The 18194-nt window shown below is 68.6% G+C and carries 2 protein-coding genes (1 of these 2 only partly in view); both read right to left on the minus strand.

Annotated elements, in window-relative coordinates:
* Nucleotides 1-675 carry a type VII secretion system-associated protein gene (locus AORI_RS68080; RefSeq protein ID WP_228688192.1) on the minus strand — a complete coding sequence of 225 codons (675 nt, stop codon included), beginning with the start codon at nt 673-675 and terminating at the stop codon, nt 1-3.
* Nucleotides 668-18194 carry the 3' portion of a hypothetical protein gene (locus AORI_RS68085; protein ID WP_016335742.1) on the minus strand. Its footprint extends 16328 nt past the window's final position, so 17527 of the gene's 33855 nt are visible here — the last part of the coding sequence; its start codon lies off the right edge, out of view; it ends in the stop codon at nt 668-670. Before AORI_RS68085 ends, AORI_RS68080 begins: the two co-directional genes overlap by 8 nt.

Genomic DNA, 18194 nt, shown 5'->3' on the forward strand with positions numbered 1-18194 from the left:
CTATTCGGACTTGGTCCCCGGTCCTGATTCGCGCGCCTCCGAGGGCGCGGCACCCTCCGCCGAGGGCTCCCACATGACGACGCGCAGCCCCGAAGCGTCTTGGTTGCTCTTCGCGTAGAGCCCGGCGACCTGCTCCTCGTCCAGTTCCAGGGTGTCGCGCATGAAATCCCCGGTCAGGCGCACCGCCGCCGGGCCGGCGGGGTTGAACAGCACGTCGACCCCGTCGGCGAGCAGCTCGATCAGCTCACCGAGGTCGATCCGGCGCCAGTCCGGCGACGCGAGCCGCCGGCGGTGTGGCTCACCGGTGGCCACGATGACGCAGAGGATGTCGTCGGGCGACTTGGTGATCAGCGGGTTGCCGTCGCCGTTCATCGCGATGTCGAACAGCGTGTCGCGCAACAAAAGCTGGATGTGCTCGGCCTCGGCCCGCCCCTGGAGGACCAGCCGCAGCACCGCGTCCAAGGGGTCCGACGGCGAGTTGTCGTCGGTCGGCACGTAGTCCGGGTTCGCCCGGAACTTGCCGAGCTTTCCTTCCTCCTCCACCGGCCAGAGGCCGACCACGGCCTCGATCGGTGGCGGGTCGTTCTCCGTCGCCGGACGCCAGGACGGGTCCATCAGCAGGAACCAGTTCTCCAGCGGACCTTTCGCCTCTGTGTCGTCCGTGGTCTCAGTCATGGTGACCATGATCCTCCTTCGTCGTCGGATGCGCTTCGCGGCTCACCGGCAGCCAGGCCGGTCGAGTCAGTTCCGCTCGGTAGGTGAACTCGCCGGGTTCCGGCGAGGTTGGTGGTTCCTCGGACAGGTGCAGAAGCTCGTCCGCCAAGGGCGGGAGGACGACGCGGCGCGGCACGCCCGCCTCGTCGACCGACTGCAGCGTGACGGTGTGGATCTGGGCGGCCAGCTCGGGATCCGCCGCGAGGAAGGCGAGCACGGTGATCCACACCTCGTCGGCGTCGGGAGCACCCTCCACCAGGGCGGCCACCGCGGCCAGGTCCAGATGACCCGGGTGATCCCGCAGGCCGTCGAGAAGCACCTGCAGCACCCGTTCACTCGAATCGGCCACCGAGTCCCCCGCCGAGCCGGCCGGAGTTTCGCTTTCGGGCACGCCGGTCTCGATCGCGGGCGTCGCCGGACCGGGAATGGCCGGTGTCGCCGGGCCGATGGGAGTGAATCCGCGCAGCTCAGGCATCTCCACCTCCGGTCGCGGCAGAGAGTGAAGCCAGGCCGCCGGGTGTCCTTGTGGCATCGCCAGCACCCCGCCGTGGCCCGCCCACGCGGCGGGAGCCCGCACCACGTTCTCGGCGGGCTCCAGGTCATCGACGCGATGGTCCGCGGGCAGGTACACGCCACCGAAGCGCGACAGGATCGCACCGGCGAGATCCTCGGACGCCGCCGGAAGAGCGCTGTCACGGGCGAACTCCGCGGCCTCGATCCCCTGCTGGATGTTCACCAGCGCGATCCCCGCGTTCCGCGCCCAGTCATAGGTGTCGGCGATCTCGGCCGGCTCGTCGTCGTCATCCACGTCGTGACGGACAGCGGTCAGCGGTCGCAGTGCCCGCACCAGCTTCTCCCGGGTGACGGTGGTCCACAACACCACACGCCACCGATCACCGGCCACCCGCACCGCATGCTCGAGCTGCTCCCGGAACCTCGCCACCGCCTCCACCGTAGGCAGACCACCGGGCACCCAGACCGCATGTACCCACCGGGGCGACGCCAGCAGAGGCGGCAACGGCGACGTCCGCCCACGCCCACCCCAGCTGTAGCGACGCTCCTCCGAGGGCTTCTCCCGGTCCACGACCACGGCACGCAGTGTGCCGGTCATGTCCGACCGGCGGATCAGCTCGACCGTCTGTTCCGCAGAGAGCCCCGAGGCGAGTACCGGTGAGGGTTCGCCTCCCGCCACGTCCGGGGTGGAGGGCGCTCGGTCCGGCGCGAGCGCGCTGAACGCCGCGGTGATCGCGAGGTGATCTCCGGCGATCAACGCCTGCTCGCCGAGTTCGTGTGCCGGCAGTTCGACCCTGACCGCTCCCTCTGCCTCCCACAGGCGGTCGGGCAGCTCCGGGTAGGCGGCTCCGGCGAGCCGAACCTCGACACTGGGAGCGGGCAATCCCAGTTCGGCCAACCGCGCCTGCTCCTGACGATAGTTCTCCCGGAACGCCGACGCGATCTTGTCGGCCATCTCGCGCCCTTCCTCGATGTCGTAGCCGTGACCGACGATCTCGACGACAGGGAGCGCCGCGGCGTTGCGCGCCCGCCACGCGGCCGCCCTGGCGACCTGGCGGGCCAGCCTCCGCACATCCGCGTTCACCCCGTCGCCGAACGCGGCCGCCTCCGTGATGTGGCTGGCCGCCAGATCGCTCAAGGGGATCGGTTCGGCCTGGCTTCCCACCTCGCGGAAGTGCCCGCCGTTCTGGACCGATCGGCTGCCCGCCAGGTCGAGGGTGACGACGTTGTCCGCGGCAACCAGCGAATGGCCCTGGCCCCAGATCTTCTTGAGCTGGAGGGCCGAGCTGTCCCCGTCCGGCCCGGGAGTCGCGTCGGCCCAGCAGCTGAGGAGCACCTGCTGGGTGCGCTCACCCGGCTGAGCCCTGCGGAAGATCTCGCTGTGGAGAGCGGCGGCGTTCGGCGCCCCGGCGAGCCGGACCCGGTCACCCGAGACATCGCGATGCCCGCTGAGCATGGAGAAATCGAAACCGGTGCCGGAATTGCCGTGCACCGCGGTGGTCCACATCCGGCCGGTGTCCGGCTTGAGCGGCATCAGATACGGGACGGAGACCTTTCGTGTGCCTCCTTGGCCGTCCGGCACCTCGGTGACGGAGTAGTAGAAATACCGGTGGACGGGCTCCTCGTGCGACGCCTGCGCCGAGAATCTGGCACGGTCGAAGTCCTGCGACGGGAAGAAGCGCCCGCTCGTGCCCAGCTTCGCGTTCGCCCGTTCGTAACTGACCAGGTGCTGCGGGCCGGGCACGATCGGCGCGATCCGCTCGAACCCCGTACCCGCCAGCTTCAGCACGCCGTCCTGCCCGAACTCGAGCTCGCCTCGCGGGCCGTGGAAAGCGCGCGAATACCCGGCCGGGACGAAACCGTCGGCGAACTCGGCCAAGCCGATCACCGGACCACCGAGGCTCGCCAGCATGACCGGGATCTCCGTCTCTTCGCCGGCCAGGGACGCGCCCTCGGTGCCCAGCATGTCACGCAGGCCCTGTCCGTCACGCAGCGAGCGGGCCAGCACACTCGAGGTCAGGTCCAACTCCTGGCCGTCCGCGCGAAGCGCCAGGTATCCGGTCTCGCTGCGCCGCGCGAACAGCAAGACCGGGCGCTTTTGCCACGAGGAGTACTCCCCTTGCGCGGAGAGGAAAACAGTGAAGGAACCGGAGAACTTCTCGGCCCAGCGCCGCACTCGCCTGAGAGCATGGCCGTCGCCCGGGAAACGCACGAATTCCCCGATCCGCTCCCCGTCCGGGCCCGTGATCGGCACCGTCCGCAGGTCTCCCGCGCGCGGGACGGACACCAGCGTCAGCGTGCCGTCCCCGGCCCGCACCTGGACATCGTTGAAGAACTTCGCTTCACGCAAGGCTCCGGCGAAGTCGAACCCCACCCCACCGAAGTTCACGCGGACATCCCAGGCGGTGCTGTCCAGCACCACCGGCCTGCCCTCCTCCAGGTACCGCCGGAAATCCTCGTCCTCCAGCAGCATCCGGCCCAGCTCCGTGCCATCCACGTGCGTGACCCTGCCGTTCGACAATTCCAGCCGCGCCGCGAACTCGGTTCCCGGGAAGCCGACCACCACCGGGTCCCGTTCATCGGTGTAGGAGGGGAGCCCATCGAACCCGAACGCGGAACCGGACCTGGAGTACCGGACAGCGGCCAGAGTCAACGGCGGGCCGGCCGTGAAAGGTTCGTCGACGACCAGGACACCGAACTCGTCGACACCGTATTCGCCGATGTAGTGACGGGACTGCCACGGACCGGTCAGCTCGATCAGCTTCGCCAGAAAAGCCTCGTTGAGTGAGCGATCCCCCGCTTGCGCGGTGGTGGCCCGGGTGATCACCGCGAGCGGCGGGCGCACCACATCAGCGGTCAACCGGCGGAACGTGGAGCTCGCGGCGACCTTCTCCGCTGCTTCTTCAGGCGTCAGCAGCGTGTAACGCTCGTCCCGCAGCGGCAGCCGGAACCGGCCGTCGTGGGCGGTGAGCAACAGCCGCAGTGGGCTGACATCGCCGGGCCAGTCCACCTTCGACTCGCTGATCCGGCGGACCCCGTTCCCGTCTTCGGACCACAGTCCGAGCAGCCGCTCGGTGTGCTCGGTGCTCCGGCCGAGCGCACGATGCGTCTCCCGGGCGGTCTGACCATCGAAGCTCGCCATGACGTTTTCCTTGCCGTGCGCGTTCTTCGGCGTGGCCCACTCGATGTCGTCCGCGGCGACCTGGTCCGCGGGCACCGGCGCCGCGGCCGTGGACGGCTCGGCCAGCGGTGCGCTCACCTCCGCCGGGACCGGGCCGGCGGAAGCGAGCGAGAAGGACGGGCTCGATCCACTGCTCGACATCGACCGGGTCGGCACCGAGTCGGCCTGTTCCGCGAGCGTCCGCAGTGACTCCAGCGCCTGCTGTGCGTCACCGAGCCCGGTGTGCACCACGGCCGGTTCTGCTTTGCTGAGCTGGATCCAACCGGTCTCCGCTTCCAGGCGGCCGTCCTCGGTGATCCGTACCCGGCCGTTGGTCACCAGGACCGGTCGCCCCAGGTACTTGACGATCGTTTCACCCAGCCGGGTTCCGCTGTGGACCGCCAGGATCAGATGGGGGTCGACGTCCTCGTCTTCCGGCAGGAAGTCGCGGACCGCGCGGAGCACGCCGCGCACCGCGAGAACGTTGGCAAAGCCTTCGAAGGACACGGGATCACCCAGCCACATTTCCACCGTGTCCTGTCCGGGCGTGATCGTGGCCGAGAGGATCTGTGCCCCGGCGTAGACCGGGAACTGATCGAGAGTGCGCAGGGCTTCACGCACGCTTTCGCCCCACGTCGGGTACAGCCACCCCATTCCGCCATGGCTCGTGATCATCTGCGCCCGCAGCTGGTGATCGTTGTCGCCCTCGAAGTTCCACGGCGCCGTCCAGGCGAACATCCCCACGATCAGCTTCTGCGCGGCCGGGCTCAACGGCAGGAGCTCCAGGAAGTCCAGCAAGAGACCCAGCTCTTGCTCTGTGGTGCCGGATTCCGGATCGTGGCCGAGCAGTCGTGGCTCGGTCATCAGCTCGTCGAGACGGCGGTAGATCGACGGGTCCCGGGCGGCCTGCACCATCGCGGCCGAGATCTCGGCGTGGACCTGCCACACCGCCGGGTCCAGACTTCCCGCCCAGAACCGGAATTCCAGCCTGTCGTCGGCGTCCCCCAGAACGGCCGCGAAACTGAGTGCGTCGTACTTGCCGTCGCTCAGCCCCTGGACATCACCGATCGTGGCGAGCTGGTCGACCGGCGGAGGTATCGGATTCGGACCGACCGCCCACAATTTTCTCTGCAGAGCCTTCGTGCCGTAGTGGTTGCCCAGCCGGTAGAGCACACTTTCGAAGGCCTTGTTCAGCTGCGCCAACCGCCCGTACACCGGGAGAGGGAGCTGCTGTTCGAAGCTGAAGTTCACGTGCCCACCGGTGTACCCGGCGTCCGGTGCGTCGTCACCTCCATGCGTGCGGATGATCTCCAGCACATCAGCCAGCTCCCGCCAGCTGCCAGGGTCCCCACGCAGGATCCGCGAGACGATCTCGATACCGGAGTCGTGGGCCGGTTCCTCCTTGAGCCACCAGGCATCGGTGGTGGTGTCTTCCTTCTCGGTGAAGAGCCGTCCGTTTTCCCAGTTCAGGTACCCGGCGGACTCCAGCTTCGCTCCGAGAGCCTGGACGAGCTGATCGAAGTCACCCGTCATCAGCTGTGCCTCGATCTCGAAGCCGAATCTGACGTCCGGCCTGCTACTCACCCCTCCCGGAATCCCGTCAGGATGGAAGGTCAGGGGGTTTTCCTCGTCCGCCACCTCGATCGCGGCCGCCTCGAGGAGTCCGACTAGTGCCTTCAAGCGAACGTCGCGGAGGTGGGCCGTCAGCTGCCGCGCGGCGGACACCCTGTTCACCAGCTCGGGCACTTGCCGTTCGGTGACCGTGAGCGTCGCCTGCAGCCGGTCCCACACCTCCATCCTCGCCCGGATCTCCGGCACCAAGCCGGGCGGGAGTGCCGCCAGATGCCGCTTCATCTGGGCGATCTGCTCGGACAGCTGCCCGAGCAGCTCCGGAACTCCGGCAAGGCCCACCGCGAGATTCGAGCCGTCCCCGACGCCGGCGTCCCGAGAACTCGCTTCGCCCCCCAGAGGCAAGATCGGCCCGGAACCGGCCGTCGCGGAACCGACGATCGGCGGCTCCGCGCCGGGAGCGGTACCGACTTCGGCGAAGCGGCCACCGTCCGCCGACCACAACCCGCCTGTGGTGCCCAACTGCACGCGCGTGTCCGAGCCGTACATCGTCACCGGCCGGAAGTCTCGTTCCCACGCCTGCTTGATCAGGAATGCCGTCGAGACGGGCTGGTCCGGCGAGATGCCGTTGCTCCAGCATTGACCCAGCACGACCGGCCGGTCCGGTTCCACTCCCGCCTTTACGAAGATTTCCCCGGCGTAGAAGGTTTTCGCCGCCGACGACTCGTCCAGGACGATCACGTCACCCCGCACATGTGGCCGGCCGGTCATAAGCGCGAAGAACAGCCCGCGCAGGGAACCGTGGCCATTGATCAACCAGGGGTCTTTTCCGGCCCAGGGCGCCTCCACCTCCAGGTCCTGGGTGGCGGCCCCCACCCCGTCACCCGGAAGCTGCCTGAGATACGTTCGCTGCTTTTCCCCGACGTGGTGAATACCGTGCAGCGTGATCAAGGGGGTTTCCAGAGGCTTGCTGGGAAAGAACTGTCCGTGCACCACACCGTCGGACCGCACTTGCGGATAAGTCGCCAGCCGGTCTCGCGTGGGTGGGATCGCGTCGTGTGTCTCGAACCCCTTACCGTCGACGATGATCGTGCCCGGCTTCTCGAACGAAACGTCACCGAGTGAGCGGTACATGTCACGGGCGTAGCCACCGTCCGCCATAGCCGTGGCGAAGCTGCCGAGGGAGGACGGCGAGCCGCCGACACCGACCAGCAGCAGCGGGATCAAGACGGAGTCGCCCAGATCGGTGCGCAGTCCCTCGTCGTCGCGCAATACCTCGCCGAGCGATTCCTGCGAGACCCCGACGGCAGCCCGATCATGGCGAAGAACCGAGTAGGTGTCGTCCTGGCCACGACGTCCGACCACGAACACCAGCTTGTCCACCGCGCCCCACGGGGCTTCCCGCTGCTGACCGTGCGGGTCCGAGAAATGTCCGAGGGCGCCGGCGCTCGCCCCGCGGATCCATGTCCGCAGCCGCTCGACGAGGTCGCCGTCGTCGGGTGAACGCAAGAGCTTGATCACGACAGAACCGTCGTCGCTCCGCAGCGTGCCGATCATGAGGTCGCCGGCACGCCAGCCCGAAACCAGCTCGAACTCCGATCCCTTCTGCAGGGTGACCCCGTCGGACTCGATCCAAGCGCCCGCGGTCGGTGCGTAGACGTCCGTGAAATGACCGGCCGTGCGCAGGGCGCCGGCCACGTCGAAGCCCAGTCCGCCGAAGGTCTTCCGGGCGGCCCCGTGAGAGGAGACCAGAACGACCGGCCGCTTCGGCTCACTTCGCAGCAGGTGTACGAAATCCGGGTCGGACAGCAGTTGCTTCCCCAGATCGCCTCCCTCGACCTCCGCGTGGATCCCGTTCGGCAGCCCCATCGTCGCGTGGCCGGTCGCGCCGTCCGCGGAGACGAAAATCGGCTCGCGGTCGCTCCACTCGCCCGGGAGCCCAGCCGTTCCCGCGGCGACGGCTTGGGCGAAGCGCCGGAGGGTATCGGCCGCGGTGGCGCGGTCGGGGCCAGTGGGGAAGCCGAAGACCGGACCGAAGGACACGTGATCGACGTCGCCGAGGGTCAGGGGCGTCTCGGTGAACCGCTCACCCTGCGGCACTGTCAAGAAGCCGACATGTTCGTCGAGTGTGACCTGGCCGTGGTACGAGTAACTTTGCCAGGGCCCGGACAAGGCCTTCAGCTCCGACAAGAGGGCGGGAGCCAAGTCGTCGGTACCGGGAACTCCGGTCGTCTCGGCGATGGCCACGATCAGCGGTCGCCGGATCTGTTCCGCACGCGCCCGCGCGAACACATCGGTGGCCAGCGCCAGTTCCGCGACCTCGCCCTCGGTCAGTTCCAGCTCGATCCCGTTCTTGAACTGCACGACGACGCCCCCGACGGCCGTCAGCAACAGATGCAGCGGACGCGCGCGGCCATCCTCGGTGGCCCCCGTCCAGTCCGCGATCGTCTCGTCCCACTGCTCGGCACGGTCGCCGTACGAGGCGTCATCCCCTTCAGGGCGTCCGGCGATCACGCGTTGGGCGGGATCAGTGGCTTGACGTGCGCCGGACTCCATCGCCTCCGACGGCCACGCGTCGCTCGGGAAGCCCACGCCGTAGTCGCGGCCGTGCGCGTCGGTCAGGGGCGTCCAGTTCAGGTCTTCCAGGCGAGGCGGGGCGATACGGCGGAAACCGCCGTGCTGAGGTTGCTGCGACGCGGGGAGGTCCGCCACGAACATCTCCCGGTAGGGACCGTCGCCACGAAGGGCGTCGGTGAATTCGCGCAGCGCCCGGGCGAAGTCACCGGGGAGAGAGGAATCGACACCGATCACGCTCACCGGCAGGTCGGGTTCCGCCGCGAGCGCACGCCGGTACTCCGGGTTCGACCGCACATACGAGGCCAGCTCCGCCCCATCGACCAGCCGCCCGTCGACGTCGAACCCGCCGTCGCGCGCGGTGATGAAAACATAGAACGGATTGCGCAAACCGTTGACCGGCAGCGGAGGCAGCTCGTCGTAGATCTCGCGCCACAGGGTCAATTCGGCCGCGTCGGCGGGGAAGGCCACCGCACCGATCGCCCGCGGTGTGCCCTCGAAGACGATCATCCGAGGGGAAAGTTTGAGCTTCTTCGGCGGTGGCTGGGCCTCATCGCCCGAGACATCCGTGTCCTGGCCGTACGAGGGCGCTTCCGGTGCGTCGATGACCGCATTGGCGCTTTGCCCCGAGCCCCGGGCTTGTTCGGTCTGCACCAGCCCGGTCACCACCGCATCGTGCGCCGGTTGCCCCGGCACGAGAGGGGCGAACACCTTGTTGAGCGCGTTGATCGCCTTCGCGCTCCCGTCGGTGGCCGTCCGGGCGATCTCCTTCTCCCCCAGCTCCGCCGGTTCGAGCGCGATTTCGATGGTCACCTGGCGTGGGGCCGCGGCGTCCAGCCCCTTCTCCTGGACGTGCTCTGCCGTGACGACCCGGACGACGATGTCCGCGGGGTCCACGGGGAGCCCGCGACCGCCCATCCGCACCGCTTCCGCGTTCACCGCGTCCTTGAAAACCGCGGCGACGGCCTCGGCGCTGTCCTTGCCGTCGAACCCACTGATCGTCACCTCGGGCAGGGCGACACTGTTCCGTTTCCGCCAGGCCGCCGCCCGGACCACGCGCCGGGCCGTCTCGCGAATGGTTCGGTAGCCGGCGTCGGACAGAGTGCCACCGTCGCGGAAGTCGATCAGTACCGGCGCGATCGTGCTCGCCGCGAGATCACCCAGCGGGATCGGCGGATCATCCGGCCTGCCATCCGTCCTCGCTTGAGCGAAGAGGCCGCTGTTCTCCACCGCGCGTCTGCCCGTGGCGTCGGTGACGTTGACGACATCCGTGGCCGCGAAACCCGCGGCCGGTGCTTTCACCAGCTCCTGCCAGGCCACCGTGAAGGTCTCGGCGAAATTCCGGGCCGCTCCCTCCACCGGCGCGTTCATCCTGCATTGTCCGAGCACGATCGGGCTCGAGGGGTGGGGAGCGGCCGTCCGATAGATCTCGCTACCGTGCACGATCCGCGCCCCCGACCGCCCGGCGAGCGTCACCCTGTCCCCGATGTGCAATGGCCGGTCCGTCCTCAACGAGACACTCATCAGGTCCGCTCCGCCATGACCGTCGAGGAACCACGGTCGATGAGGACTCCCCACCCACGGTGACAGGTAAGGCGTCAGACGCGTGACCACCGCGCCATCGGAGCCCTGCTCTGTCGTCTCCTGGAAGAAGTAGGCCTGCCGCACGGCGGAATCACGGAAGGCGGGCAAGAACATGGAGTGCGCGTCGCCCTCGTCGAGCGGGAAGAACTGCCCGTGGACACCGAGGACGTCGTTGGCCATGGGGTAACTGAGGACACTGTCGGTTTTGGGAGGCAGGGGCGTGGCGGCTCGGAACGTGTCGCCGTCGATGGTGATCCCGCCGTCGGAGGACAGCCGGATCCGGCCCGGAGGCAGATACACGAACCGCGAATACCCCCCGCGTTGCAGGCCACTGGAGATCTCGCTGAGCCCTGCGCCCGCTCCGTTCAGCGCGGCGACCACCAGTGACCGGTCCGCGGCCGTCCCCTCGCCACGAAGCATCACCACCCGCAGGTCGAGGTCCGCGCGCACGATCTTCACCAGCTCCGACGGAGTGAGCGACTGGGGCGCCCCGTCCTTGCGGACGGCGTGGTAGCCCCGCGGGCCCGCCCCGGTGAGCAGGAACACCGGGAGCCCGTGCCAAGGAGCCTGCACCGCGTAGGGAGACTGATAGCCGTTGTCCACCGAGAACTGCCGCACTCTGTCCGCGGTGGCGTGAAAGGCCCACTGCTTGGCACGGGCACGGTGAAGCTGATCCCCCGGGAAGCGCACGAACAGGGCGACTCGCTGGCCCGCGGAATTTCTCAGCACCTCGGTCCGTAGATCGCCGGCACGCAGTTCGGACACGAGGACGAAGCCTGGCTCGCCGTCGGCGACGACCCGGTCCGGCTCCAGCCAAGCGTTCCCCGAGGGTGCGTACACGTCGGAATACAACCCGTTGGCGCGCAGAGCCCCCGCGAGATCGAAGCCCAGACCACCGAAGTTGACGCGTGCGCCGGCGTTCCGTGCCACCAGGACCACCGGCCGCCCCGGGTTCGTTTTCAACGTGACCCGGAACAGCGGATCGCTCAGCAAAAGCAGGCCGAGCCGGTGACCGTCCAGTTCCATGAGGACACCGGCCTTACCGGTGATCCTCGCGTATGTCCCGTCCGGCGAGTCCACCACCACGACCAGTGGCTTCTCCCCGCCCCACGCACCGTTCAGAGCGGCCGTACCGTTGTCGAGGGCGTCGAAGAAGTTCTGCACCACACCCGAGTCCAGTCCCCCGCCGTCCACCGGGAAACCCCACGCCGACTCCGAGGCCAGGAGCGACACATCCTGCCAGGTGGGCACGCCGCTTTCGGTGAATCTCCCGCCTCGCACCAAGTTCACCATCATGGAAGGCGTGAACTTGTATCTGCCGGCGTAGTCGTGGGCCTCCCACGGTCCGGCGAGTTCACGCAATCTCACCAGCAGTCTGGCGTTGCTCGCGCTGGGGTTGGCGTCCTTCACCCGCGGGTTCTCCGTGAGCACGAGCAAGGGAGGCCGGACCGGCCCTCCGGTCATCAGCCCGAACATCGAAGAGCCGTGGACGAGCTCCGCCATCCGGGCAGGACCGAAGTCCCGCACACTGCCGTCGGTCAGCGGTGCGTCGAACCTGCCGTCTTGCTCGTCGAGCAGGAGCCCGACCGGGCGGGTACGGCTCCCGTCCGTCGCCGGAGCCCACGCCTGCATGGTGTACTTCCGCCGGGGGAGGCCGTCGTCACCTAAGCCGAACGATTCGAATGTGGTCCGCTGGGTGTGATCGTTCACCAGCAAAGCCCGGCTTCGCAGATTCTGCGCCAGGCGCTTCTCCGACGCGAAACCCATACCGATCCGGCGGCCGTTCGCGGATTCCAGCGAAATCCACGCGACGTCGTCCGGCCGGACCTCCGCCACCAAGGAGACCTTCCCGCCGGACACGGGCACCGCCCGCACGGTACGGAAAGGTCCGTCGCCCCGCAGGGCTTCGGCGAACTCCCTGGCCGCCCGCTCGGCCGCTTCGGGATTCGCCGGATCCGCGCCGATGAGCGTCACCGGTACCTTCGGGCTCCACGCGAGTGCGCGGAACTCCGGCGAATTCCGCACGTGCCGGGCGAGGGTGGTGCCGTCGACCACGGTTCCGTCGAGCAGGAAACCGCCGTCCCGTCCCTCGGCGAACACCCGGAACGTCTTGCGCGGCTCCTCGGCGGGCATCGCCTGGTGGAGGGTCTCCCAATGGGCGTGGCGTGAGGTGCCCGCCGGATCGAAACCGATCGCGCCCACGGACGAGGTCGTCGGCCCGTGCACCGATCCGGCGGGCGCGGTTCGCACCGACACGTCCACGGTGACCGTGCCCTGCGGGGCACGCACGGCTTCGATGTGCGGCACAGGTCCGTTCTCGGCTTCCGGCCCTTCGAGACGCGGCGGCCGGCCGTGAACCTCGAAGATGCGTCGGCGCCCGAGTTCGGCGTGCACCGCGTCGCGCTGTTCCCGTTCGACGTCCACAAAGGACTCGGGCTCGGAGACCGGACCCGTGAGGACCGGGACGGGCCCGGCAGTCGAGATCAGGTCCAGGTCGGCGAACGCCTCCACCGGTGCCGAACGAGGCGTGTCGGTGGCCGGAGGGTCGAGCTTCGCGCCCACCGCGGCGTCACCTGTCTCACGGTCATCCGGCAATTCCTCGATCCGGCCACCGGCGTCGTACCCCAGTCCTCCCTCGCCGGGGTGCACCGGACCCGGATACTCGACCGGCGGGGACGGGACCTGTCCCGGCGGCAATACCTCGACGAAATCCCCGCCGTGGACCGAGAGCTCCGCGACTCGCAGCTGCCCGGTGGGCTTGGTCCCCGCGAAGACCGAAACCGGCCCATGGCCTTGTTCCCAGGCGAGTCTCAGCAAGTACGCGGGCGTCCTGCCGTCCGGCGCGGCCTCATCGGAGTGCACCGAGCATTGGAACAACACCAGGTCGCTCGCCGGGGACGGGTTGCCGGCGCGGTAGATCTCGCTCTGGTAGAGCACGCGTGCCATGCGGTCGCCGGCGAGCATGAGCACGTCGCCGAGCACGAACTCGAAATCGGTCTTCAGCGACACGCTGAAGCCGAGCGCGGTGCCATGTCCGATCGAGGTCCAGGTACGGCGTCCGATCCAGGGAGAGCGAAAGCGCTTGTGGTGCTGCTGAACCAAACCGGTCTGGCCGACCCGTGCGGTGATCCTGGTGTAGTGGTCGTGCACCTCGGGGGTCTGGCTGTACAAGCCGACCCGTTCCATCGTCGCCGCGTCGAAGGTCAGGCTGGGGAAGTACTCACCGAACGTGCCCCGCCGCGAATTGGTCAGCGGATGGCTGGCGAAAGCCGGGGGTTCTGGGATCTCCGGCAGGTACGTCTGAATCTCCCCGTCGACGCGGAGCCGCCCGGCGGGGGTGAGCGAGATCGGTCCGGTGATCCGGTAGAAGGCCCGCCGGTAGCCGCCGGGCACCATCCCGTCTGCGAACGCGACGAGATCCGCACGATCCGTGCCCTGATCGATCAGCAGCACCGGGCGCTTCCCTCCCGAAGGACCGGCCTCCCTGCCGAGCATGGCCCGCAATTCGCGATCGTCGCGCAGCGCGCGGGCCAGTGCGCCCGCAGGCAGTGCCACGGGCTCCCCGTCCGCGCGGACGAAGAGATATCCGGCCTGAGGGTTCCGCGCGGCCACCACTACCACCGGCGGCTCGCCGCCAGCCCACGGAAGAGGTATCGGGTTGCCATCGGGGCCGACCAGACGGAGGTTCGCCGCCGTCGTGTTCCTCGCCCACGCCGCGAGCCGCTCCATGGCGGCCTGGTCGGTCCCCCAGTGAACGACCCGCAAGAAGTTCTCGCCGTCCGCGCCGGCGAGCGTGGAGACCCGCACATCGCCGGCACGCAGGGTGGAGACGCGGGCGAACCCGCCGCCGGCGGGCAGGTGCAGTCCACCGGCGTCCACCGCTACCGCGGAGGCCGGGGCGAAGACATCGTTGAAGAGCTTCCGTTTCCTCAGCGCACCGGCGAAGTCGAAGCCGAAGCCACCGTGGCTGACCCGGCGTCCGGTGCCGTACCCGAGCAGAACGACCGGCCGCTTCGGATTCTGCACGAGCTCGCGGAAGCCGGGCAGCTCAAGCAGGATGTCCGCCGCCGAGGCACCGCCGACCTCACTGAGCATCCCGTCGATCGTGCCGATTTTGGCGTACTTGGCGTACGCGTCGGGGAGTACGAACACCGGTACCCGGTCGCCCCATGGCCCGGTACCCGGAGTCGTCCCCGCCCGCAGCCCCGCCGCGAACGCCCGCAATGCCTCGGCCTGCCCGGGGTTCGCGTCGTTCGGGAAGCCGAACACCGGCCCGTACTGCTCGATGCGGACGTCGGAGGCGCGAAGAGGGTGGGAAGCGAAGCCTGCTCCCATGGCATGGATGTACGCGCCGAACCCGACGGTCGAGAAGGGGCCCGACGTGGTGAAGGCGTGCAGGGGTCCGGCGAGCCGGCGCAACGCCGCCAGGAAACGCTGGTTGAGCTGATCAGCGGCCGACGGTGCCCGTGCCACCGTGAACAGCACGAGCTGCGGGCGCACGCCTCCTGCCGCCTGCGAGAAGAATCCGCCGGCCGCCACCGAATGCGCCATCTCGACCGGGCCGAGCAGCGATCCGTGCCCCTGTGTGTCCTTGGCCGAAAAGGCCGGGCTCCCCACTTCACCGTTCTCCAGGAACAGGAAACGCGGCCGGGTGCGATCACCGGTGGTCGCCGGTGCCCACTCTTGGATCTCCTCGACGATCATCGGCTTGCCGGAGGCGTCGAATCCGAGCCGCCCCACGGCCCGGGAGGAGACGTCGGTGGCCAGCCTCATGGCCTTGGAGACGGCGGCGGCCTGGTGCTCGTCGAGGAAGAACGCCGCGCCGCGCTCCCTGCCGTAGGCGTCGATGAGTGGTCTGGCGCGCAAGCGCGAACGGGGCGAGGAGACGACGACCCGCTCGGACAGATAAGGCAGGTGCGGAACGCCGTTCTGATCGGTGACGGGCAAGCCGTACAGCGCCGAAACGAGCCAATAGGTCTCTTCGCTGTTCATCCCTTCGGCGAACCGGCCGGCTTCGAACCACAACGTGGCGGGTTCCATCGTGCCGGAGACGACGAGCACGATTTCGGCGTCCGGGTCGGTCACGAGCATGTCCTGGTAACTGCCGGCGTTCCGGACGAGCGTGACCATCGACGCACCGTCGAACACCTCGCCGTCGACGACGAACCCTTGCCGGTGCGCGGTCGCGAAAACGTAGAACGGCCGGGCCCCGATGTCCGGCCCCACCGGCAAGGAGGCGTAAACCTGTTCCCAGACCTGCGCCTCCGCGGCGTTCGCCAGCAGGAGCACCCCGCCCGAAGCGGCGGGGTGCGACGGAAGATAAACGATCGGACCGGCAGGCACGGCGGCGTCCAGGTCCGGCGAGGGCCGGGAAAGCGCCGAACCACCTTCGGGCAGGGCACGGGCAAGCAGGTCCGTCGCCGGACCGGCGTCTGATGCGGCAGTGGTGTTCGAGGCCGCCTTCGTCGCGTGATCCGGGGCGAGCAGGGCGAAGGCCTTGTTGAGCGCGGGCACGTCGGCGTCCACGAAGGTGTCTGAGACCGGGCGAGCAGCCTCCTCGCCGAGGTCGTGCCACGGCAACGTGATGTCGATCCTGCCGGTCGGTCCCGTGCCGGACGTCGTCTCCGAACCGATGACGTCCACCAGCACGTCCTCTGGCCGGATCGCCAGGCCCAGCGAACGCAGCATCCCGGACTCGGCACGAAGCTCCACGTGGAACAGCTTGCTCAGGGCTTCCGCCCGCTCCAGCCCCCGCTTGCGTGCGGGTTTGGCGCCCAGGATGCCTGCTTTGCCCCAGCCCGTGATGGTGACCCGCGGCAGGCCCACGGTGTTGCGCAGCCGCCACGCCGCCGCTCTCGCGACTTTTCGCGCCACCTCTCGCACCAGCGCTTCCGAGGACTTCGGTATGGAGGCGGCCGCGGTGGGGAAGGTCACCTCGACGGGGTCGATCCGGTTCGCCGCCAGGTCGGCGAGCGGGATCGACGGGACTCGCCGCCCCGCAGGAAGTGCCTCGACGAACTCGCCGGTCCCGACGACCGCCCGAAAACCCTGGTGAGTGCTCACGCGGACGATCTCGGTCGCACCGAATACCTGGCCCGTCCCCTCCGTGAGCCACTGACGGGCGAACTTGAGCTCCTCCGCCGGCGTCATCGTGGTGGCGTTCACGGTCACCATCGACTTGCAGTGACCGAGGACGGCCCGGACCGTGGGGTCGAAGCCCGCGTCTTGGAACACCTTGCTGCCGAAGATCACCCGTGCCGCATCGCCGCCATCGCGCACCACCGTGTCACCGAACTGCAGGGGCCGGTCCGTCCCCATCCCGAAGGCGAGACCCTCGGTGCTGCCGTGCCCGTCCAAGAACCACACCGGGACCGTGCTGTCGGCCCAAGGGGAGAGGACTGGTTCATAAAACCTGGTCCCGCTGCCTGTCGCCGCATCGGCCACTTCACGAAAGTAGTAGCGCAGCCCCGCCGGATCGTTGTTGCGCGCGGCAAGGAACATGTGCTGGGCGTCGTTTTCGGTCAGGGGAAAGAACTCGCCGTGGACACCGAGGGCATCATTGGCCATCGCATGGCTGATGAACCGCTCCTCCACAGTGGACGGAACGGGTTGTGTTTTCAGCCCCATCCCGCTCGTCGCGAAGCCTCCGCTCTCGAAGAGCTTCACTCTGCCCGCCGGGTGATGGATGAGGCGCGAATAACCTCCGGCGGCCAGCGTCTGGGCGAATTCCTCCACTCCCCTGGTTTCCCCGTCCAGCGCGGCGAACACCAAGGGCCGCGTCCAAGGACGGCGCTTGCTCCGGTTGAGCGCCTTGCGCAAGCCCTCGTCGTTCCGCACGATCCGGCCCAGTTCCGCCGGCGTGAGTTCCACCGCCGCTCCGTCATTCCGGACGGTTCGGGAACCGCGCTTCCCACCGCCGTGGAGTAGGAACATCGGCAGAACACCGGCGTCCCAGGGCACGTTCACCCGGCCGGCGGCGGTATCGGACCAGTAGGTCTCCAGGGTGCCGGCGGTGACGTTCTTCGCCCAAGCCTCGGCTCGGGCGAAATCGGCTTCGTCCCCCGGGTACCGCACGAACAGCGCCACCGGCTCGCCGTCATCGTTGTGCAACAGGTCGGTCTTCAAGTCGCCGGCGCGCAGCTCCGAGACCTTCACGAAGCCCGGCTCTCCGCTGGTGACGATCCGGTTCGCTTCGATTCTCGCCTCTCCAGGCGTGGAATAAACGTCAGGGTAGAACCGGTGCGCCCGCAAGGCTCCGGCGAAATCGAAGCCCAGCCGACCGAAGTTCACCCGGCTTCCGCCGTGGCGCGCCACCAGCAGCACCGGCCGCTCCGGTTCGCTCCTGAGCTGCCACACGAAGTCCGGGTCGGCGAGCAGCATCTCACCCAGTTCCTGCCCGTTGAGCTCGAGCACAGCACCGTCTCGCGTTTCGATGCGCGCGAACTTCCCGTCCGGGGAGTCCACCGAGACGACCAGAGGTTCCTTCGATCCCCAAGGGCCTGCCAGGTCCGCGGTGCCGGCCCTGACAGCTTCACGGAACTCGTCCAGCACCGCTTGCTCGTCCGCGGGGGCGCGGGTTCCGCCGGAAACCGGGAAGCCGAACACTTCGTCCGAAGCCACGTGCGCGATCTCCGCCAGCGAGGGCGGAGGTCCCTTCCTGAATTCCGCGCCACGCGGCACCTGCAGCATGGCGGCGTCGCTGAAGCGATAAAAGCCAGCGTAATCGTAGCTCTGCCAATGCCCGGTCAACGCGCGCAACTTGCTCAGCAGTCGCCGGTTCGCGTCGCTCGTCGTGGTTTCACTGGTGCTGTTGGAGTAGGTGAACACCAGCAACGGCGGGCGAACGGCACCGGCGGTCGCGGCCTGGAAGATGCCGGCCTTCGCGATCAGTTCCGCGGTGGCCTCGGGGGTGTTGAAGACATCGGTTTCGTTGCTCAGCGGTATTTTGAAGCGGCCCATTTCGCCGTCCAGATGCAGCGCCACCGGCCTCCTCCGCGCACCGTCCGTGGCATCGGCCCATGCCTGGGTGGCCGGCTCATCGTGCCTCTTCCCGTTCTGATCGACAGAGGTTTCGATCACC

This window comes from Amycolatopsis keratiniphila, assembly GCF_000400635.2.
Lineage (GTDB): Bacteria > Actinomycetota > Actinomycetes > Mycobacteriales > Pseudonocardiaceae > Amycolatopsis > Amycolatopsis keratiniphila.

Excerpts from the sequence above, each read along its gene's own strand:
- AORI_RS68080 (WP_228688192.1), bottom strand. The coding sequence starts at position 675 with ATGACTGAGACCACGGACGACACAGAGGCGAAAGGTCCGCTGGAGAAC.